Raw genomic sequence first — 19,398 nt, forward strand, 5'->3', positions numbered from 1 at the left:
CAGCACTAGGTTACGTGCAACCAATGCACATACACCCCATTGAGCTTGTCCTCTTCGCGAAACCCCGGGCGCCCTTCCGCGACGACTCCCCAGCCGGTGCGCATGCTGTCGCCAAAAACCCGGTCCACGCGCACGTGCTCGCCCTGCGGAATCAGAAAGCGGGTTTCCAGCACCATCACGCGATCGCTTTCCCACACCAGCACGGCCTTGCGAGTAGTGCCGGCCCCCCAGCCAACCTGGACCTGGACTTCCTGCGACGGGTAGGCGCCGCGATTGTCGAGCTTCCAGTCCTCGGTCTTGCGCAGCAGCGCGTCCAGGCGCGGATCGTTCCAGTCCACCTGATGATTTGACACCTTGAACTCGGGCTTGAAGTGACTCATACCGCTCTTTAAGTTGCCTGCCGTGGCACGCCAGCAGCGCCCTCTGCCGCAAGCGGCAGCGCATTCGACGCTTTGGGTGACTGGCGTACTTGAGGCGGTTATCGGCAGGCCGAGGCGTTTCTTTAGTAGTCGTCGCCGGGCTTGTTCAGCACCTGCAGCCAATACACATGGATGCCCTTGCGGCGGTCTTCTTCACGATTGCCCTCGCGCCCTTCCACCACCACCCCCCACAGGGTGCGCACACGATGGCCCAGGTGCTTGTCCACCCGCACCTGCTCGCCCCGAGCGAGCGGGAAAGTGGCTTCCAGCACCACCGACGTGTCGCGCTCCCAAACCAGCGTGGCCGAACGGCCCACCGAGTTGCTCCAGCCGAGGTAGACCTGGACATGCTGAGGCGTATAGCCGCCGCGGTTGTCGATGCTCCAGTTTTCGCTACGGCGCAGCAGCGATACCAGCTGCGGATCGTCCCAATCCACACTGACGCTGCGAACCCAGGTATCTGTCTTGCCCATACCCATTTTTCCCCATGGAAGAGGGATGACTAAACGGCGATGCCGCGAGTCCGGTGTGGCATGCGCGGTGTGAAAACACCGTCTAAATCCCGTGATCTCAGTTTGACCTGGTAACAGAGCATACGCCGGTGGTCAGGCCATGGAGAAAACGTGAAAAAACGGCTACAGCTGAGCTTCATTCCGCCCAAATTTCGCTGCATCGCACAAAAGAACCCCCGCAAAAACGCACCACGTTGCGGCAGAACAGCACTGCGGCCGAATGCCGCGCTGCACGCTGATCTCCCGTAGCGTCCGCGCTAAGGTCGATCAGCGGTTCGGAAGCAGCGTTCACAGCTCGGGGGAGTTGATGGCGAAGCACGGAACACATCGCATCGAACGTTACGTTCTGGTGCATTGGCCCGCCGGCATCCTGCTCGGCTTAAGCGCCTGCCTGGGCGTCCACTATGGACGCGGGGTGCATGGCGCAAGCTACCTGACGCTGTTATGGATGGCCTTGATCGCGTGTTGGCTGCTCGCGTTCGCTACCTGTTTGGGCTATCGCAAGCGAGTCCATCGTCTGATCGTGCGCGACCAGCTCGCCGAGCTATGCCGCATGCATTGGCAGGCGTTCGAAGAGCGCGTGGCGCAAGCGTTCCGCTTTCGCGGCTATACCGTTGAGCGCGTAGGGCATGCCGATGCCGAAGCCGGCCTGGATCTGATCCTGCGCAAGCACGGCTTGACCACGCTGGTGCAATGCCGTCACTGGCGGCGCCGCGATGTCGACGTGAAGGATGTGCGTGAGATGCACAACCTGATGAGGTATCACCAAGCCTCGGCCGTGAAGATCGTCGCCTGCGGCGACTACACCGACGAAGCATGGAAGTTCGTCGCCGGCAAACCCTTCGAGCTCATCTATGGTGAAACACTGGTGGCCATGCTGAGCGATGCGCAATTACCGGTCGACGCGTGCGTGGTGCCATTCCGGGCACCCTCCTCGCCGCCGCCAATGCATCATCGGGCGCGGACAGCGGCGCAGACGTAAACATAGCTTCCATCTGAATCTCGCACGGTCCGACGTACGAAATGCAGTGCGTAGGCTGGGATGACAATCCCAGCATCGGGATGCCGTGTGGAAAGCTGGGATTAGCATCCCAGCCTACGCGCTTTTGCGCGGTTTTCCTTATGCGTCCCTGCGCCCCGACTCAACCACGGGGAGCGGATCAGCGCTCATCACACGGCATCATGAAAAATAATCCCCAGCGTATGCCGATGCCCACTGCGAATCCGGCTCACGCCATGCCGCATCGTCACCCGGTACACCCCACGCGTGCCCTGCACCGGTCGATGATGCACGGCAAACACCACCGCATCGCCTTGTTGTAACGGCACCACTTCCGGCCGCGATTGCATGCGTGGCCGCTGCTCGGTCAGCACGAATTCGCCGCCGGTGAAGTCCCGGCCGGGTTGCGAAAGCAGGATGGCCATCTGCAACGGAAAGACGTGCTCGCCGTACAGATCCTGATGCAGGCAATTGTAGTCGCCGGCAGCGTATTGCAGCAGTAACGGCGTCGGGCGCAGTTGTCCTGCCTCGTGACAGCGCTGCAGGTATTGGGCATGGGTCGCCGGATAACGCACGGCGATATCCATGGCCTGGTTCCATCGGTTGGCGATCTGTGCCAGCGGTGGGTAGAGGGCCGTGCGAAGCTCTTGGATCAGCGTAGGCAACGGGTAGGCGAAATACTTGTACTCGCCGCTTCCAAACCCATGTCGCGCCATCACCACGCGGCTTCTGAAACGGCGATCGTCCGCATACGACGTGGCCAGCGCATGGCAAGCGTCGGGCTGCAAGAGACCCGAAATGCTCGCGACCCCGTAACGATCGAGATCGCCGGCCAAGCGTGGCCAATCAAGCTCGGCCTTGGAATCGTCCGGTGGTTGCGCTGCGCGTTCGGCCTGACTGCTGTTCATCGAAATTCCTCCTAAAGCGCCACGCTAAACCATGCAAGAAAGCGTCGCACTCCGATTATTGCTGGACGGTTGTCGCGTAGACACGACAAGCAATCTTCAGGCGGTATTTTCCTTGCTGTCAGTTCCGCGAAAGCGGCCACCCTCGCCGCGTGGCGCTTTACTCATGATTTAGGTTGCCGATTGCAAAGCGATACAAGCGCTTGCATGTCAAGGCGGCGTCGAGCGGCTTTTTTCGCTTAATTGAACAGGAACGGCAGCCGTCACACTCAGCGTTTCGTCGCACAACATGCAGTAGGTTGCTCCTACGCACACGCCAACAAGAAGAGGAACATCCATGAAACACCACGCTCTGATGCGGAAGGCTGCCATGCGTTGCAGCGCGGTGGCGCTCGGCGCCGCCGTGCTATCCGCCGCAGCGTTCGCGTTCGTCACGACGCCGGTGCAGGCACAGGTGTCCATCGGCGTCACCATCACCGCCGGCTCGCCACCGCCACCGCTGCCGGTTTATGACCAGCCGCCTATTCCTGGCGATGGCTACATGTGGACGCCAGGTTATTGGGCATGGGATGGCGAGGAATACTACTGGGTGCCGGGCACTTGGGTGCTCGCACCGTTCACCGGTGCCTTGTGGACGCCAGGCTATTGGGGCTGGAGTGGAGCCGTGTTCGTCTTCCACCAAGGCTATTGGGGCCCGCAGGTGGGCTTCTACGGCGGCGTCGACTACGGCTACGGCTATGGCGGCGAAGGCTACGAAGGCGGCCATTGGGGATCGGGTGGCTTCTATTACAACCGCACGGTCAACAACATCAGCAACGTGCACGTCACCAACGTGTACAACAAGACCGTGATCAACAACGTTACGGTCAACCACGTGAGCTACAACGGCGGCAATGGCGGCTTGGCTGCGCGGCCGACACCGCAGGAAATGACTTACCAACACGCGCAACACACGCCGCCAGTAGCAGCGCAGCAGGAGCACGTGCAAATGGCACGCCAGAATCCGCAGATGCGTTTTTCGGCCAACCACGGCTCGCCGCAGATCGCAGCCACGGCTAAACCGACTGCTTTCACTGGCGCAGGTACTGTCGCTGCACACGGCGCCCCTGCAGGTGGCGAGCGTCCGCAACCCGCAGCGCGTCCACAACCGGAGGAAAACCGTGGCCTGCCTTCGGAGCGTTTCGCACCGCATCCCGAACGCAACGCCAACCAAGCACCCTCGCGTGAAGGTATGACGCCCAATCGCCCGGCCGAAGAACGGCCTGAAAACTTCGGCGGGCAACGTCCATCGCGTGAAGTAGCGCCCACGCCACGCGAAGCACCTGCGCCACGCGAACAACCTGCTCCGCGCGAAATGGCGCCGGAACGGCCGCACCCCGTGCCGCAGGAAGCACCGGCTTTCCATGGCGGTCCGCCTCCACAGGAAGCTCGTCCGGTCGCACCGCATCCTGCTGCTGAGCCTCATCCAGCCGAACGGCCGCACCCTGCGCAGCAGCCGCCGGAGAAGGGTAAACGTGAGGAGCAACATCCCCCGGGCGGTTGATGGCCGCGCTTAACGAAAAGCCCTGGCAGCTCGCGCTCGCCAGGGCTTTTTTCTGCACCCAGGCGCGCCGTTAATTCGCTTCGCGCGGCTTGGCCAGCAACGCGATCAAGCTCAGCACGGCCGCTGCCGAAAGGTAATAGCCCACATAGGCCAGGCCATAGGTCTTGGCCAGCCAGGTGGCGAGATACGGCGCCAGCGACGCACCGAAAATGCCCGCCATGTTGAACGCCAGCGACGCACCGGTATAACGCACCGCGGTGGGGAAAATCTGCGCCAGCACCGTGCCCAGCGGACCGTAGGTGAGGCCGACGATGCACATGCCCACCACCATGAACAGCATGCCGCTATGTGCAAACAGCGGCGCGTAGGCAATGCCGAACATGAAAATCAGCACGTTCGCCAGCAGCATCGCGAAGAGCCCGCCCCGCTTATCCGCCAGCCAGGCGGAGAACGGAATCAACAAGGCAAAGAACAGCACGCCCACCATCTGCACGATCAGGAACGATTCGCGCGAATAGGCCAGCTTGGAGGTGGCCCAGCTCAAGGCGAACACTGTCGTCAGGTAGAAAATCACGAACGTGGCCAGCGCCGCGAACATACCGGCGATGAGCGCGCGCGGATGCTGCACAAGCACGTTCGCCATCGGTACCTTTACTCGCTCATGCAGCGCCATCGCGCGTGCGAACGCGGGCGTTTCGTTCAAGCGCAGGCGCATCCACAAGCCGATCAGCACCAGCGCCGAGCTGGCCAGGAACGGCACGCGCCAGCCCCAGGCAAAGAAGGTGGCGTCACCCATTTTCTCGGTCAGCCACAGGAACAGGCCAGTGGCGGCAAGGAAGCCCAGCGGGGCGCCAAGCTGCGGGAACATGCCGTACCAGGCGCGCTTGCCCGGCGGCGCGTTCTCAATCGCCAGCAGCACCGCGCCACCCCACTCGCCGCCCAATCCCAAGCCTTGCCCCAGGCGGCACAACGCCAGCAGGGTCGGCGCCAACAGTCCGATCTGGGCGTAGGTGGGCAGCACGCCGATCACCACCGTGGAGATGCCCATGGTGAGCAGAGCTGCCACCAAGGTCGCCTTGCGGCCAATGCGGTCGCCGAAGTGGCCGAACAGGGCCGAACCGATCGGCCGCGCGACGAAGGCCAGCGCGAACGTGGCGAAGGATTGCAAGGTTGCCGTCGCTGCATCGCCCGCAGGGAAGAACAGCTTGGGAAACACCAGCACCGCCGCCGTGGCGTAGATGTAGAAATCGAAGAACTCGATGGTGGTGCCGATCAGACTGGCGAACAGCACCCGGCCTGGCGAATTGGCCGGAGTGGTGACAGCGTCACGCATGGGTTTGGCTTCCCGGTAAGCGGAAGCGCCGATTTTGCCAGAGTGAGGATACGGCCGGGCAGATGGCCTGCGTAGGCTGGGATGACAATCCCAGCATTAGCAATGCCACACCGCATGAAAAGCTGGGATTGCCATCCCAGCCTACGCGACGGCAATCATCGCGTAGCGACCTCGCTTTGCCGCCGCTGCAAAAAACGCCGTACCGCCGGATCCCGCGCCAGACCAATCGCCATGTCGTAGGCATGCAAGGCTTCGTGAAGGTCTCCCACGCGTGCAAACAACGCCGCACGCGCAGCCCAATACGGCTGATAGTCGGCCAATCGCCGGTCTTCGGACAGGCCGCGCAGGATGGCAACGGCGGCCTCGACCCCTTCCAGCTCCGCCACCGCCAGCGCACGGTTGAGCGCAACGACTGGCGAGCCAGTCAGTGCGTGCAACGCATCGTAAAGCTGTACTTCCGGCGCCCAGTCGTTCCGCCCGGAACGCCGGCGTTCGACGTGCGCCGATTGCAATGCCGCTTCGAGCTGATAGCGGCCGATATGCTTCAAAGTGCTTGCTCGCCGCAACAAGGCTTCGGCCTCATCGACCATGCGGGCATCCCACAAGCGCACATCCTGTTCGGCCAATGGCACGTACTCGCCTTGCGCGTTGCGACGCGCTCCGCGACGTGCTTCGGCGTACAACATGCAGGCAAGCAAGCCCAGCGTTTCCGGTTCTTGCGGCAACAATTCCGCCAGCAAGCGCGCCAGGAAGATGGCTTCGTCGACGAGGTCGCGCCGCATCAGGTCGGCATCGTCCGGATCGCTCCAGCCTTCGGCATAGGTGGCGTAGATCGCAGCAAGCACGCCTTCGAGCCGTTCATTCCATGCATCCCGCTCCGGGATGGCGAAAGGGATGCCGGCCTCGCGGATCTTCTGTTTGGCGCGAGCCAGCCGTTTGCCCATGGCTTCGGGCGAAACCAGAAAGGCCGAGGCGATGGTCTTCGCATCCATGCCCAGCACGGCCTGCAGCATCAGCGGTGCGCGAATGCCTACCTCGATGGCCGGATGGGCGCAAGCGAACAGCAGGGCGAGGCGGCGATCGGGAAAGATCTCTTCCTCGCCGGTGTCCACGCATTCTGCCCGCATGTCGGCTATCGCCTGCAACTGCACCGAGGCTGCATCACCGCTGCGACGGCGCCGCACGCCATCGATGCCTTTGCGGCGCGCTACCGTCATCAACCAGGATTCGGGATTGTCAGGGCAGCCATGCACCGGCCAATCGGCCAGTGCGGCGGCGAACGCTTCCGACAACGCGTCCTCCGCCGCCGACACGTCGTGCATGTCGGCGGCCAGGTACGCGAGCAGCTTGCCGTAGCTGCGGCGCGCTACGGCGTTTGCGGCCGCTCGCGCGGACGCATCATCGCTCACGATGAGCTGGCTCCGTAGGTGGGCCACACCGGCCGCACTTCGATGGTCCCGTGGCCAGCGCCAGGGCAACGCGCAGCCCAGCCCAGCGCCCCATCCAGGTCGGAAGCTTCGATCAGGTAATAACCGGCAAGCTGTTCCTTGGAATCCGCGTACGGCCCATCCAGCACCTGCGACTTGCCGTCGACCAGGCGCACCGTCGTGGCCGTATTGGTGTTTTGCAGCCGGTTGGAGCCCACCCATACACCGGCCTCCTTGAGGGCCTGCGTATAGGCACCGTAGGCCGCCACGCCGCGTTCCTGATCAGCGCTGGACATGCGCCCCCAGGCGCTCTCATCGGCAAACAGCAACAGTAGGTATTGCATGGAATTTCTCCGTCAGTTCAAGGCGGGCACCATGCGCCGCCACTGTGATGACGCACGAGCCGCCGCAAATCGGACATCGCCACTGAGCATACCCATTCCGGCTTGCCCCGGCGTGCGCGCCAAAGGGCAACCAAAAAGTTGCATAATCTACTGCCACTGGGCTAATATGCAACCAGGAGGTTGCCCATGAACACAGCCACAGATCGCATCGAACGGCAGATCCACATCAAGGCGCCGCGCACGAAGGTGTGGCGCGCATTGGCCAACGCTGAATCCTTCGGCGAATGGTTCGGTGTGGCGCTCAAAGGCAAGCGCTTCGTGGCTGGTGAACCGTGCGAGGGAAACATCACCTATCCAGGCTATGAACACCTGCTATGGAAAGTTGTGGTCGAGCGCGTCGAACCGGAACGCCTGCTGTCATTTCGCTGGCATCCCTATGCGGTGGATCCGGAGGTGGACTATTCGCACGAACCCACCACCCTGGTGGCGTTCGAGCTGGAAGAAACCGCGGAAGGCACACTGCTGCGCCTGGTCGAATCGGGTTTCGACCAGATCCCACCACACCGGCGGCTGGAAGCCTTCCGCATGAACAGCGGCGGCTGGGACGCGCAGATGAAAAACATCGATGTCTATCTTGCCTCGCACTAATGCTTCGGCACGAAGCGCCGGCACAAAGTTTCCGCAGTTACGCAAGGCCGTGCCGGTGTTCGCGGCGCTGGGCGACGAAACGCGCCTGCGCCTGATCGTCCTGCTGTGCACCGGCGGTGCGCTGTCGATTACCCAGCTTACGGCCGGCACCGAGATCACGCGGCAAGCTGTCACCAAGCATCTGAAGGTGTTGGCGGATGCGGGCCTGGTGCGCGACCTTCGAAGTGGGCGCGAGCGTTTGTGGGAATTGGAATCGTCGCGGCTGGAGGAAGCCCGGCGCTCGCTCGATGTCATTGCCGGACAATGGGACCAGGCGCTGCTGAGACTGAAAGCGGCGCTGGAAAAGTAATCGCGTCCAACGCCCTTCTCTCCGAAGAGATTCTCTCCGAAAAGGATTTGAGCAAACGCCAGTCGGCGCTATCGGCCCTGTTCAAGCGCCTGAGGCTGCTTCCTTGGCCGGTGCGCCGGCCGCGCCTTGGCACACCGCCCAAGCATCGCTTCCACCCGGGCCTGAAACGCCGACGAACCCAACGCGCGCTGCTGCTGGATGTAGGTGCGGATTTCCCTCAGCACGGCGGGCTCGATATCTCCCGCAAACAGCTGCCGGTAGGCGCGCATGCATTGATCGCGATAGTTGCCCAGTGCCACAAACTCCGCATGGGGGACGACCACCGGATCAGGCATGCCCAACGCGTTGCAGGCATAGCTCGACCACGGGTAGAAGGATGGCTCGCCCACCAAGCCCGAACGCACAGGGTTGAGTTCGATATAGCACTGGCAGCTCAGCACATAGTCCGAGCCAACCAGACAGGATTTGTAGCGCCCTTCCCACAACGCCCCCGAACGGTGGTACGTCGCGTTGAAGTAGCTTACGTAGTTGCGTCCGATGCCCTGCATCATGTGCGCCAACGCGCCCACGCGGCTCGGCGTCACCAGCAAGTGCACATGATTGGGCATCAACACATAGGCATGCACCGCACATTCCCAGCGACTGCTGGCGTGCAGCAACTGCACGAGATAACTGCGGTAGTCGGTCGGAGAGTAGAAGCACTCGCTACCCTCATGCCCGCGTTGAATGATGTGCTGGGGCACATAAGCAAGATCGAATCGTGACGCTCGTGGCATCGAAGGCCTCCCTGCGGCGATGCGCGTGCGGTCGCTATGAAGATGCCACCCTGTTGATACGAGACCGTGTCACGCACAAACGTCGCGCTCTGCTGCGCATCTACGTGGATCGTCGAGTGTCGCTCGTTTACCCCACCAAGACAGGCTTGCCGGCCATTTGCGAGCCACAGCCTCAGCCCCCATCGGTGAAAATGCCGTGATGGAAAGGCCTGACCACAGGGCGCATAAGGGGGACGGATCGCTTCAGCCACCATCCGCCGGCACCAACATCGGCCGGCCGGGCCGGTAATATCGCGCTCGACATGGAAGATCGAAACGAGACACCCCATGCATAAAGCCATGACAAGCATGCGTCCCCTGGCCGGCTGGCTGACCGTCGTACTGTTCCTGCTATGGGGCTCCTCGTGGGTAGGCCACATCGGCAGCCCGCTCTCGGCGCTGCTGCTGTTTACCTGGCTATTCCTCGTCATCGTCTGGGTGGCCTTCGGCGTCGTGCATGAAGCCGAGGAACTGGCGCACATGCTGGGAGAGCCCCTCGGCACCCTGGTGCTGACGCTCTCCATCGTGATCATCGAAGTGGTGCTGATCTCGGCCGTGATGCTCGATTCCAGCGGCAGCTCCACCCTGGCGCGCGACACCATGTACGCGGTGTTGATGATCGTGCTCAATGGCGTGGTCGGCCTTGGCTTGCTGCTGGGTGGCTTTCGCCACTATGAGCAGGCCTATAACCTGAAAGGCGCCTCGGCGTATCTGTCGGTGATCATTCCGCTGACCCTTACCGCCCTGGTGCTGCCGGACTTCACCACCTCCACGCCCGATGGATCCCTGGCGCCACCGCAGGCACTCGCCTTCTCGCTACTCACCCTCGCCTTGTATGGCGTGTTCCTGTGGCTGCAGACGGGACGGCATCGTGGCTACTTCGTAACGGCCGATGCGCAGCCGGTCGATGCCAAGAGCGTGGCGCAGCAGCCCGCGGGAGCGATCAGCAGAAAAAAACTGCTGCGGCACTTCGCGCTGCTGCTGGTGAACATCCTGCCGATCGTCATCCTGTCCAAGAGCATGGCGAAGATCCTCGACTACGGTATGGCCGCCACCGGCGCACCCAAGGCGCTGGGCGGCATCATCATCGCCATCCTGGTGTTCGCGCCGGAAGGGATTTCCGCCCTGATCGCCGCGCGCGCCGATCGCCTGACGCGCGCCATCAATCTTTGCCTGGGTTCGGCAGCGTCCACGCTGGGACTTACCGTGCCGGCCGTGCTCGCCATCAGCCTTTATACCGGCCAACCGGTACTGCTCGGCGTGCCGCCATCGAGCATCGTGATGCTGATGGCGACCTTGATCCTTAGCGCAATGACCTTCTCCAGCGCGCGCACCACCATGCTGGAAGGCGCGGTACATCTTTCACTATTCGTGGTGTTCATCGTGCTGATATTCAGCCCCTGAGCGCATAGGCTGGGATGACAATCCCAGCACCGGGACAGCGTGGAAAGCTGGGATTGTCATCCCAGCCTACGCACCACGAAAGAACAGGTAGACGGCGCTGTAAGGCACGCGCACCTCGCTACCTGCATGCGCCGCATCGCAGCCCGCGGCGGGTGCCAGGCCACCTTCGGTACGCGTGCGGACCACGTATTGCACGCTCGCCATCTCGCCCGCGCCGGTATGCGACTTGGCATGCAGCACCAGCCATGCAACAGCGCCGGCGTCGGGCGACGGCGACGAGTTGAGCGTTTCGCCCACCACCACGCTGCCGTCGGTGGCCTGCCAGCTGGGTCCCGCGAAATGCTTGCCGAGCGCATGGCCGCCGGCATCGCTCAAGTTGGCGTCCGGTGCCTTCAAGACCCAGGCATAGTTGCCGTTGGACGGCTTGCAGGCATAGATCTGCACTCCCTTGGCAAACGCTTCGATGGCCGGAGGCTTGGCAGGCGCCTGCGCATGGATCGCGCCTGCGAAACCTGCCAAGACCAGCATCCCGTACACCCGTGTGCTCAGCATGATGTCGTTCCTTTCCGGTGGCGATCGGGACAGCATAAGCGCTTATGGCTTTGCTTTTGTGCGCGGCCCGGCGCTAAGCTGGCCTCGCCCGGCTCCCCCTAAGTATGCCGGGCGCACATCTACGCGCTCGCCCAGGAGGAAGTATGGCTTTCTCTGCTCGTGTATCGCAGGCCGTAATGGCCCAGATCAACGTCACGCCGCTGGTTGACGTCATGCTGGTTCTGTTGATCATCTTCATGATCAGCGCCCCGATCATCACGCATAAAACAAAACTGGATTTACCGCAGGCCTCAAGCCAGTTCACCCAGGCACCGACTGCCATCCATCTGGCAATCCAGGCGGACGGCACGATGTACTGGAATGACACGCCGGTCAGCCTCGATCAGCTGCGAACGCAATTGGCCATAGCCGCAACGCGATCCACGCAACCGGCGCTGGAAATCGATGCGGCCGACGGCGTGGCTTACCAGACCGTGGCAACAGTCCTGTCCGAAGCGAGGGAGCAGGGGCTGGCCAGGATAGACATGCTCGGAGTGCGCTGACCCACATCTGTACGCCAAAAAGGCGCTGGGATTGTCATCCCAGCCTACTCGGCTCCCTTGCTCTTTCGGAGCGAGGGAATCCAGGCTCCGCTATATAATCGCGCCATGCGCAACCCGATAGATTCGCCTGTCTCCGTGCTGCTCGACGCCGTAAAACGCGACGGCTACTCCTTCGTCACTGCAGAGGTCATGCAGCCGCTGCTGCAAGCATCGGGCGATTTATCGGATTGGGACAGCTTCGCGGCAAGCTGGAATCAGCTCGGCCCCGATCCTTATCTCGCCGCAACAGGAAGGCAGCGTCGTCGCCGCCACGGCACTTATGCGGCGACTTCCAACGGTGCCGTCATGCTGGTGCCGCATCAGCCCCACTATCAATCGCTGCAATACAACCGCCTGCAAGGCGATATCGAGCGCTGGTTCGAACCACTTGATCCGGCGATAGCAAACGGCAACAGCCTGCTTACCATTCTGGCGTTCTGCAACCGCTTCTTCGGCTCGCTCACGCCGGCCAGCCTGCATTGGCACGTGGAAGTCCATCAGTTCCGGATCGAAGCGAACGCCACCTCGGCCGGCGAACCCACGCCGGAAGGAAGCCACCGCGATGGCGTGGATTTCGTGCTGGTGCTGCTGATCGACCGCCACAATATCGCCAGCGGCACCACCACCATCCATGCACCGGACGGCAAGCCCCTGGGCGACTTCACCCTCACCCACCCGTTCGATGCGGCGCTGATCCACGATCCGCGCGTGTTTCATGGCGTAACACCGGTTACTCCGCTGGTAGCTGACGAGCCGGCACACCGCGATGTGCTGGTGGTGACCTTCCGCAGCAAATCCTGACGTGCGCCCTGCGAAACAAGGCATGTTTTACGTCTATACCCATATAGTTGCTAAAAGCAACTATATGGGTATAGAGTCTCCTCCATGAACGCCCTCCCGTCGCAAGCGCAACTCACGCAGCAGATCGCCGCGATCCGAGAGTTCAATCGCTACTACACAGCCCGGCTTGGTTTGCTGCGCAAGCGGCACCTCGACGGCGAGTTTGCGCTGACCGAAGCGCGCATCCTGTACGAGGTGAGCGCCCAGCCGAAAGTGACGGCGTCAGCCTTGCAGGAAACGCTGGAACTGGATGCCGGCTATCTGAGCCGCCTGGTGGCGGGCTTGATCCGGCGCAAGCTGATCCGTCGCGTAAGCTCCGACACAGACGCGCGTGAAAAGCCGCTATTGCTCACCGCAACCGGACAAAAGGCCGTCGCGCGCCTCAACGAGCAGTCCATGGCGCATATCCACGGCATGCTTGCGCACCTGGGCACGGCCGAGCGCGAAGCCTTGGTGGCGTCATTGGCCGGCGTCCGCGCCCTGCTTGAAGATCGCCAGCAAGCACCGCTGCGCATCACGCGCCTGACCGCGCCGAATGACCATGCACTGGCCATTCTCCGCGAGTACTACGAAGCCGTGCATGTCGTGCAGCGGGATAAGCCTGGCAGCATCCAGCAACTGATCGACGAACCCGCCTCGGGGCTATGGCTGGCCTATCGGGGCGACGAAGTGGTGGGTTGCGTCGTGCTGCGCAAGCTGGCCGCCCTGTCGCGCGCCAGCGAATGCAAGCGCCTGTATGTGAAGCCCAGCGCGCGCGGCCAGCATATCGCCGACAAGCTGCTCGATGCCCAGGAAGCGTATGCGCGCAGCCAGGGCATCGAATGGATCTATCTGGACAGCTACGACGATCTGAAAGCTGCCATCGCACTGTATGAAAAACGCGGCTATGAACGCTGCGAACGCTACAACGACAATCCCCAGGCCACCGTATTCATGCGCAAGTACCTCGGCCCGTAGGCTGGGATGACCATCCCAGCATTCGTGCCCCACGGAAACAAGCTGGGATGGTCATCCCAGCCTACCCAAATCAGCGCTTGCGGCGCGCCTTCCATCCCGCCACCCGCTCCTTGATGTAGCGATCGTAGTCATCCGCGGTTTTCAGCTTCGCAATGCCCGGTTGCGCGCCAGGCGCCGGGTCGGGCATCGGCAGGTGGGCGGCAAGTTCCGCGTACACCTGCTGCAGATGCGAAGGCTTGTTGGTCGAAGGATTCGTTCCCTTCGACTGCGGCACCGCCACGCCGGCCAGCGGATCGTCTTTACGTGGCGTGTGCAGGCTAAGCACATTCCCCACGTCGGGCGCAGCGGCGTCGCGTGCTGTCAACGCCGGCAGGCTCCAGCGCAGCTGCGCCGTTTTCAGAATCGAAGTGTGATCGAACGGCGTGGCGCCGGACGCGCGAAATACCGTGCCGGCAGGAATCAGCGGCGAAATCAGCAAGGTCGGCACGCGCGGCCCGAAGCGCTTGAAATCGAATCCGTATTCGCCAGCCGACGAGTCCGGCGGCACCGCGTTGGTCGGTGGCGACACATGGTCGTAGCAGCCACCGTGCTCGTCGTAGGTGATGATCAGCAAGGTCTGATTCCACTGCGGACTGTTGCGCAGCGCGTAGTACACATCGTGGATGAATTGCTCGCCCAAGGCCACGTCGTAGTTGGGGTGCTGGCTGTTTCCTTTCGTACCCCAGCTCGGCTCCAGGAACGAATAAGCCGGCAGCGAACCGTTTGCCGCATCAGACTGGAAATCCTTGAACAGCCCGAAATAGCTGTCGGGAAGATTGGTGATGTCGGTGAAACTGTGGCGTGTCAGCGGCTCGGCATCGTAACCGTAGATTTTCCAGCTGATCTGCTTGCTATCGAGCGCGGCGTAGATCGTGGGCGCCGTGAAGGTCTTGGTCTTGTCATCCATGTGCCCTTGCGAAGTGGCCGCATGCACGAACGCGCGATTGGGCAAGGTTTCGGTCGGCACCGAGCCATACCAGTGATCGCACACGGCAAAGCCACGCGCCAGCGCACAGAGCACCGGCAGGGTTTGCGGCGTATGCATGCCCATGATGTCGTTGGCCGTGGTGCCAGGCAGGATCGAATAGCCCGTGCTTTTCGATTCCCAGCTCAAGGTATAGGCGAAATTGCTGACAAAGCCCTGGTTGCCGGCGGTTGGCGGCGTGGGCGCGGTATTGCTGCCGAACAGCTGCGAGTTGGTCGCGGTGTAACCTTCGCCAGGATCCGCACCCGGCATGAAATACGTGCTGCTGGTGCCGCCCTTGATCTTGAACACGCTGACCGGCTTGCCATTCGCATCCGGATTCGATTCCTTGCCGGTAAGCCCTTCATAGGCTTGGCCTGCGGGTGAGACATTGCCGGCGTCGGCATACAGAAAACCGAGCATGTGATCGAAAGAGCGGTTTTCCAGCATCAATACGACGATGTGGTTGATCGCCGACAGCGAGTTGCCTGGAGTCGTCATGACGTGCAGCCTCGTGTGTGAAGGGAACGTCATGACAGGTGGCGAAACTCCGCCAAAGCGCATGACCGCCGCTACCTTAGTGAAGCACGATGACAGTTTTCCGCGAACCGGTTCCGCGATTCAGACGCGATCCAGATACGTAGCCAGTACCTTCGCCAGCCAATCCATGAACACTTGCACGCGCACCGACAAATTGCGCCGTTGTGCATACAGCAGCGACACCGGCATCGGCTCGGCCTCGTATTGCGGCAACACCTCCACCAGGCGTCCGGCCAGAAGAAGGTGCTGCACGCCCCCTCTAGGCGTCTGAATGATGCCCAGTCCGGCCAGGCATGCATGGGTGTAGGCCTCAATGCTATTGACCGTAAGCACGCCTTGCATGGGCACGTAGCGGTACTGCGTGCCTTCCAGGTATTCGAAGCCGGGTGGCCGCTGCCCCATCACCGATACGTAGTGGATCTGCCGGTGACGCGCGAGATCCCCCAGGGTTTGCGGCACACCGTATTCCTGCAGATATGCCGGGCTCGCGCAGTTGATGATCTTGTATTGCCCAAGCGGCCGCACGACCAGACTGGAATCGGCCAGCGTGCCCACACGCACCACGCAATCGAAACCTTCCGCCACCAGGTCGACACGGCGATCGGAGCTGCTCAGTTCCACTTCGATGCCCGGGTGTTCGCGCAGGAATTTCGGCAAATGGTCGATCACATGCCTGGCCACGCCGCTATTCATGTCCACGCGCAAGCGGCCGCTCACCGCCTGCGGCTCCTGCCGGAACATCGTGCCCAGTTCATCCAGGTCGGCCAGCACATCCTTGCAGCGCTCGTAGTAGCGCTGGCCGTCTTGCGTCAATTGCACCCGGCGCGTGGTTCGATGCAAAAGCTGGGTGCCGAGCTGCGCTTCCAATTGCTGCACGGCGGTGGATGCGCTGGCCTTGGGCAGCCCCAGGCTGTCGGCGGCCCGGGTGAAACTGGCCAGTTCCGCCACCCGCACGAAGATCTGCATGGCTTCGATCCGATTCATCGCCTGCCCCGCTCGATTGTTCATTATTTACGAACACAGCACTCATGATCGGACGATTTATGTGGCAAGTACAGATCAATATCCTGTTCGCCGTTGGTTCCTTCCCACCCCAGGAGACACTCATGAGCACGACCTCTACCCCGATCGCCCTGATCACCGGCGGCAGCCGCGGCCTTGGCAAGAACATGGTGTTGCGACTGGCCGAACATGGCACCGACGTGGTGCTGACCTACCGTTCCAACCAGGCCGAAGCCGAGGCGGTGGTGGAGGCAGTAAAGAAGCTTGGCCGCCGTGCGGTCGCTTTGCCGCTGGACGTCGGCAAGGCATCCACCTTTGCCGCCTTCGCCGAGCAGTTGCGCACGGTGTTGCAGCAGCAATGGCAACGCGATGGTTTCGACTACCTGGTCAACAATGCCGGCATCGGCATCCATGCCAGCTTCGCCGAAACCACCGAGGCGCAGTTCGACGAACTGGTCAACGTGCACCTCAAGGGCACGTTCTTCCTGACCCAGGCCTTGTTGCCTTTGATCGCGGACGGCGGACGCATCCTCAATGTCTCCAGCGGCCTGGCCCGCTTTGCCCTGCCCGGCTATTCGGCGTATGCCGCGATGAAAGGCGCGATCGAAGTGCTGACGCGCTACCTGGCCAAGGAACTTGGCGTTCGCCGCATCGCTGTCAACACTCTGGCTCCGGGCGCGATCGAGACCGACTTCGGTGGCGGCACGGTGCGCGACAACGCCGATGTGAATGCATACGTCGCTGCGCAGACGGCACTGGGCCGCGTGGGCTTGCCGGACGATATCGGCGGCGTGGTGGCGATGCTGCTGGCAAAGGAAAGCGGTTGGATCAATGCGCAGCGCATCGAAGCTTCGGGCGGCATGTTCATCTGAACAACATAAGCTAGTACGACAAGCCCAGCATCGCCTGTGCTGCATGCATGGCCGTGCTGGGATTGCCATCCCAGCCTACGGCACAGACGCACGCAACCCCAATCGGTGTACCTTCTGTGTTCTGACACCAAGAGGGACCCAGCCGTGGTCAGCTACAGCTCCTTGCATACCGTTCCCAGCCGCGAACAGGCGCTGCACGCGCTTTACGAAGCAGCCGAGCTCGAACACTGCCTGATGTGCACGTATCTCTACGCAGCGTTCTCGCTGAAGTCGTCGGTGGAGGAAGGTGTTACCGCTCAACAGCTGGAAGCGATCACGCGCTGGAAGCACAGCATCCTGCAGGTGGCGATCGAGGAGATGGGCCACCTGATGTCGGTATGGAACATCACCATCGCGCTGGGCGGCGCGCCGCGCGTCGGTCGCGTGAACTTTCCGCTCGACCCCGGCTATCTGCCGGCCGGCGTGGTGGTGAAGCTGGCGCCGTTCAACATGGCGACGCTGCAGCACTTCATCTACCTGGAACGCCCAGCCGGTTCGGCCGAACCCGATGGCGCCGGCTTCGAGCCCGAACGGCATTTCGTGCGCGGCGCACCCGGTGCACGGCTTACCCCCATGGGCATCGATTACGACACCGTCGGCGAGTTCTACCAGACCTTGGGCAATGGCCTGCGTTTGATGGTGGAAGCGCACGGCGAAGCGGGCGCCATGTGCGGCAACCCGGCACTGCAGTTGTCCAGCGCTGAAGTGTCATTGCCCGGCGCCAAGCGCGTGATCTGCCTGAAGACAGCGCTGGCGGCGTTCGAGTCCATCATCACGCAAGGCGAAGGCGCACTGGAGAACACGGAGAATTCGCACTACCAGCGTTTCGCGGCGATACGCGCGGAATACCAGGCGCTGCTCACGGCTGACCCGTCCTTCAAACCCGCCTTTCCGGCCGCCACCAATCCGGTATTGCGCCGGCCGCCGCGTCCCGAAGGCCGCGTGTGGCTGGAAGATTCCGATGCGATCGCCACCGTCGATCTTGCCAACGCCGCATACGGTTTGATGCAGCGGCTGCTCGCCTACACCTACGCGGTACCTCAGCCGGACCCGGATAAAAATCTTTCGCTCGAGCTGGGTATCGGCCTGATGCGCGCGCTGGTACCGCTGGCCGAACGCGCCGCACGACTGCCGGCCGGCCCATCGAATCCGGACTGCCATGCAGGCGTCACCTTCATCACCTTGCGTGATGCATCGCCGCTACCGCCAGGACCCGGTGCGCGCCGCTTCTTCCGCGAGCGGCTCCAGCAGCTGACGGAGGCGGCCGAGCGTTTGAGTGCAACAGGAGATCCGCGCACGATTGCTGCCGCGCGTGTGTTCGCGAGCTTGTCCAGGCAGGCCGAGGAAGGTTTCGATCTTGAGCGGCCCGCGCCATCTGCGATTGCCGCCACCCAAACCATTGCCGCAACGCCTGCCGCGGCGCCAAGCACCACGCAGGACGGCATCGAGCGGGTCGAAGGCGAAAAGCTGAGCTTGCTGTTCGAAGCCAAGCGCTGCATCCATGCACGCTTCTGCGTCACCGGTGCGCCGAAAGTTTTCCTCGCCAACGTGCAAGGGCCATGGCTCCATCCCGATGCGATGGACGCTGAGCGCCTGGTGGAGATTGCGCATGCCTGCCCCTCGGGCGCCATTCAATACCAGCGGCGCGACGGGCGTCCGGACGAATCCGCGCCGCCGGTGAATCTTGCCGCGACGCGCGAAGCAGGGCCGTATGCGTTTCGCGGCGACCTGCGCCTGAGTGGCAAGCAGGCAGGATTCCGCGCCACCTTGTGCCGCTGCGGCGCCTCGAAGAACAAGCCGTTCTGTGACGGTTCGCATCACGACATCGGCTTCGCCGCCAGCGGCGAACCGCCCACCGGCAACTCCACCGACGAATTGGCGGTGCGCGACGGCCCCTTGCGGATCGACCCGCAATTGAACGGCCCGCTGTGCGTGCGCGGCAACCTGGAAATCACCAGCGGCACCGGCCGCATGGTGGCGCGTGTCACCAGCACCTACCTGTGCCGCTGCGGGCACAGCCAGAACAAGCCCTTCTGCGACGGCAGCCATGCCAAGGTAGGCTTCACCGCCGACGGGGCCTGATCAGTCTTCCTCTTTCTGGCGCTGGTTGTCCTCGCCGGTGTCATTGAGGGCGTCGCCGCTGGCGTTGGTGTCTTCCAGGCGCTGCGGCGGACCACGCCGCTTGTGCGGATCGTAGGGTTCGGCCGCTTTGCGGCCCGGGGCTTCATGGGGTGCGTTGGATGGCTTGCGGGTGGTCATGGCGGCCTCCTTTCGCGTGGGTGATGCAAGCCAACTATCCGGCCAGCACGAGGA

General features: G+C 62.6%; 21 protein-coding genes. 10 read left to right on the plus strand and 11 right to left on the minus strand.

Annotation, left to right across the window (positions count from 1 at the left end; all coding sequences use genetic code 11):
• Positions 1-5 precede the first annotated feature (5 nt).
• The gene (locus QQJ96_RS19025) at positions 6-380 is read right to left on the minus strand and encodes a hypothetical protein (protein WP_284333605.1); all 375 of its coding nucleotides are present in this window, start codon (positions 378-380) and stop codon (positions 6-8) included.
• Positions 381-502: 122 nt separating this feature from the next.
• Complete coding sequence (locus QQJ96_RS19030) at positions 503-892, minus strand: hypothetical protein (RefSeq protein ID WP_284333606.1); 390 nt, start codon at positions 890-892, stop codon at positions 503-505.
• Positions 893-1,238: 346 nt separating this feature from the next.
• On the opposite strand from QQJ96_RS19030, the gene QQJ96_RS19035 reads away from it, so the two are divergent.
• Positions 1,239-1,913 carry a restriction endonuclease gene (locus QQJ96_RS19035; RefSeq protein WP_284333607.1) on the plus strand — a complete coding sequence of 225 codons (675 nt, stop codon included), beginning with the start codon at positions 1,239-1,241 and terminating at the stop codon, positions 1,911-1,913.
• Positions 1,914-2,101: 188 nt separating this feature from the next.
• On the opposite strand, the gene QQJ96_RS19040 is transcribed toward QQJ96_RS19035, so the two are convergent.
• A complete protein-coding gene (locus tag QQJ96_RS19040; RefSeq protein ID WP_284333608.1) occupies positions 2,102-2,839 on the minus strand; it encodes a 2OG-Fe(II) oxygenase in 738 nt (245 codons plus the stop codon).
• A 334-nt stretch (positions 2,840-3,173) separates the two neighbouring features.
• Between QQJ96_RS19040 and QQJ96_RS19045 the strand changes: the two genes are divergently transcribed.
• Positions 3,174-4,379 (plus strand): hypothetical protein, encoded by a 1,206-nt coding sequence (locus QQJ96_RS19045; protein WP_284333609.1) that lies wholly within the window; start codon positions 3,174-3,176, stop codon positions 4,377-4,379.
• Between the two features lie 70 nt (positions 4,380-4,449).
• On the opposite strand, the gene QQJ96_RS19050 is transcribed toward QQJ96_RS19045, so the two are convergent.
• The 3 genes from QQJ96_RS19050 to QQJ96_RS19060 all read right to left on the minus strand — a co-directional run bounded on the left by QQJ96_RS19050 (position 4,450) and on the right by QQJ96_RS19060 (position 7,483).
• Positions 4,450-5,712: an MFS transporter gene (locus QQJ96_RS19050; protein ID WP_284333610.1), complete on the minus strand. Its 1,263-nt coding sequence runs from the start codon at positions 5,710-5,712 to the stop codon at positions 4,450-4,452.
• 155 nt (positions 5,713-5,867) lie between these two features.
• A complete protein-coding gene (locus QQJ96_RS19055; RefSeq protein ID WP_284333611.1) occupies positions 5,868-7,121 on the minus strand; it encodes an RNA polymerase sigma factor in 1,254 nt (417 codons plus the stop codon).
• The gene (locus QQJ96_RS19060; RefSeq protein WP_284333612.1) at positions 7,118-7,483 is read right to left on the minus strand and encodes a YciI family protein; all 366 of its coding nucleotides are present in this window, start codon (positions 7,481-7,483) and stop codon (positions 7,118-7,120) included. The genes QQJ96_RS19055 and QQJ96_RS19060 overlap by 4 nt, the downstream gene beginning before the upstream one ends.
• A gap of 186 nt (positions 7,484-7,669) precedes the next feature.
• Here QQJ96_RS19060 and QQJ96_RS19065 point away from each other — a divergent pair, with 186 nt between their 5' ends.
• Complete coding sequence (locus QQJ96_RS19065; RefSeq protein ID WP_284333613.1) at positions 7,670-8,131, plus strand: SRPBCC family protein; 462 nt, start codon at positions 7,670-7,672, stop codon at positions 8,129-8,131.
• Positions 8,109-8,480 carry an ArsR/SmtB family transcription factor gene (locus QQJ96_RS19070; RefSeq protein ID WP_284333614.1) on the plus strand — a complete coding sequence of 124 codons (372 nt, stop codon included), beginning with the start codon at positions 8,109-8,111 and terminating at the stop codon, positions 8,478-8,480. Before QQJ96_RS19065 ends, QQJ96_RS19070 begins: the two co-directional genes overlap by 23 nt.
• A 68-nt stretch (positions 8,481-8,548) precedes the next feature.
• On the opposite strand, the gene QQJ96_RS19075 is transcribed toward QQJ96_RS19070, so the two are convergent.
• Positions 8,549-9,256 (minus strand): transposase, encoded by a 708-nt coding sequence (locus tag QQJ96_RS19075; protein WP_284333615.1) that lies wholly within the window; start codon positions 9,254-9,256, stop codon positions 8,549-8,551.
• Between the two features lie 339 nt (positions 9,257-9,595).
• Between QQJ96_RS19075 and QQJ96_RS19080 the strand changes: the two genes are divergently transcribed.
• Positions 9,596-10,699 carry a calcium:cation antiporter gene (locus QQJ96_RS19080; RefSeq protein WP_284333616.1) on the plus strand — a complete coding sequence of 368 codons (1,104 nt, stop codon included), beginning with the start codon at positions 9,596-9,598 and terminating at the stop codon, positions 10,697-10,699.
• Positions 10,700-10,765: 66 nt separating this feature from the next.
• On the opposite strand, the gene QQJ96_RS19085 is transcribed toward QQJ96_RS19080, so the two are convergent.
• Positions 10,766-11,251 carry a DUF3455 domain-containing protein gene (locus tag QQJ96_RS19085; RefSeq protein WP_284333617.1) on the minus strand — a complete coding sequence of 162 codons (486 nt, stop codon included), beginning with the start codon at positions 11,249-11,251 and terminating at the stop codon, positions 10,766-10,768.
• 143 nt (positions 11,252-11,394) lie between these two features.
• Between QQJ96_RS19085 and QQJ96_RS19090 the strand changes: the two genes are divergently transcribed.
• From QQJ96_RS19090 to QQJ96_RS19100, 3 genes are all read left to right on the plus strand, one after another.
• Positions 11,395-11,793 carry an ExbD/TolR family protein gene (locus tag QQJ96_RS19090; RefSeq protein ID WP_284333618.1) on the plus strand — a complete coding sequence of 133 codons (399 nt, stop codon included), beginning with the start codon at positions 11,395-11,397 and terminating at the stop codon, positions 11,791-11,793.
• 105 nt (positions 11,794-11,898) lie between these two features.
• A complete protein-coding gene (locus tag QQJ96_RS19095; protein WP_284333619.1) occupies positions 11,899-12,633 on the plus strand; it encodes a 2OG-Fe dioxygenase family protein in 735 nt (244 codons plus the stop codon).
• An 84-nt stretch (positions 12,634-12,717) separates the two neighbouring features.
• Positions 12,718-13,629: a bifunctional helix-turn-helix transcriptional regulator/GNAT family N-acetyltransferase gene (locus tag QQJ96_RS19100; RefSeq protein ID WP_284333620.1), complete on the plus strand. Its 912-nt coding sequence runs from the start codon at positions 12,718-12,720 to the stop codon at positions 13,627-13,629.
• 70 nt (positions 13,630-13,699) lie between these two features.
• On the opposite strand, the gene QQJ96_RS19105 is transcribed toward QQJ96_RS19100, so the two are convergent.
• Entirely contained in the window at positions 13,700-15,133 is a 1,434-nt protein-coding gene (locus QQJ96_RS19105) for an alkaline phosphatase family protein (RefSeq protein WP_284333621.1), read from the minus strand.
• 120 nt (positions 15,134-15,253) lie between these two features.
• On the minus strand, positions 15,254-16,156 hold the full coding sequence (locus QQJ96_RS19110; RefSeq protein ID WP_284333622.1) for a LysR family transcriptional regulator: 903 nt from the start codon (positions 16,154-16,156) through the stop codon (positions 15,254-15,256).
• A 122-nt stretch (positions 16,157-16,278) separates the two neighbouring features.
• On the opposite strand from QQJ96_RS19110, the gene QQJ96_RS19115 reads away from it, so the two are divergent.
• Positions 16,279-17,046: an SDR family NAD(P)-dependent oxidoreductase gene (locus QQJ96_RS19115; protein WP_284333623.1), complete on the plus strand. Its 768-nt coding sequence runs from the start codon at positions 16,279-16,281 to the stop codon at positions 17,044-17,046.
• A gap of 144 nt (positions 17,047-17,190) precedes the next feature.
• A complete protein-coding gene (locus QQJ96_RS19120) occupies positions 17,191-19,167 on the plus strand; it encodes a ferritin-like domain-containing protein (RefSeq protein WP_284333624.1) in 1,977 nt (658 codons plus the stop codon).
• Here QQJ96_RS19120 and QQJ96_RS19125 read toward each other — a convergent pair whose 3' ends face one another.
• Entirely contained in the window at positions 19,168-19,344 is a 177-nt protein-coding gene (locus tag QQJ96_RS19125; protein WP_284333625.1) for a hypothetical protein, read from the minus strand.
• Between the last annotated feature and the right edge of the window lie 54 nt (positions 19,345-19,398).

Origin of the sequence: Dyella flagellata, from assembly GCF_030160275.1 — a bacterium.
In the GTDB taxonomy this organism is placed as follows: domain Bacteria; phylum Pseudomonadota; class Gammaproteobacteria; order Xanthomonadales; family Rhodanobacteraceae; genus Dyella_B; species Dyella_B flagellata.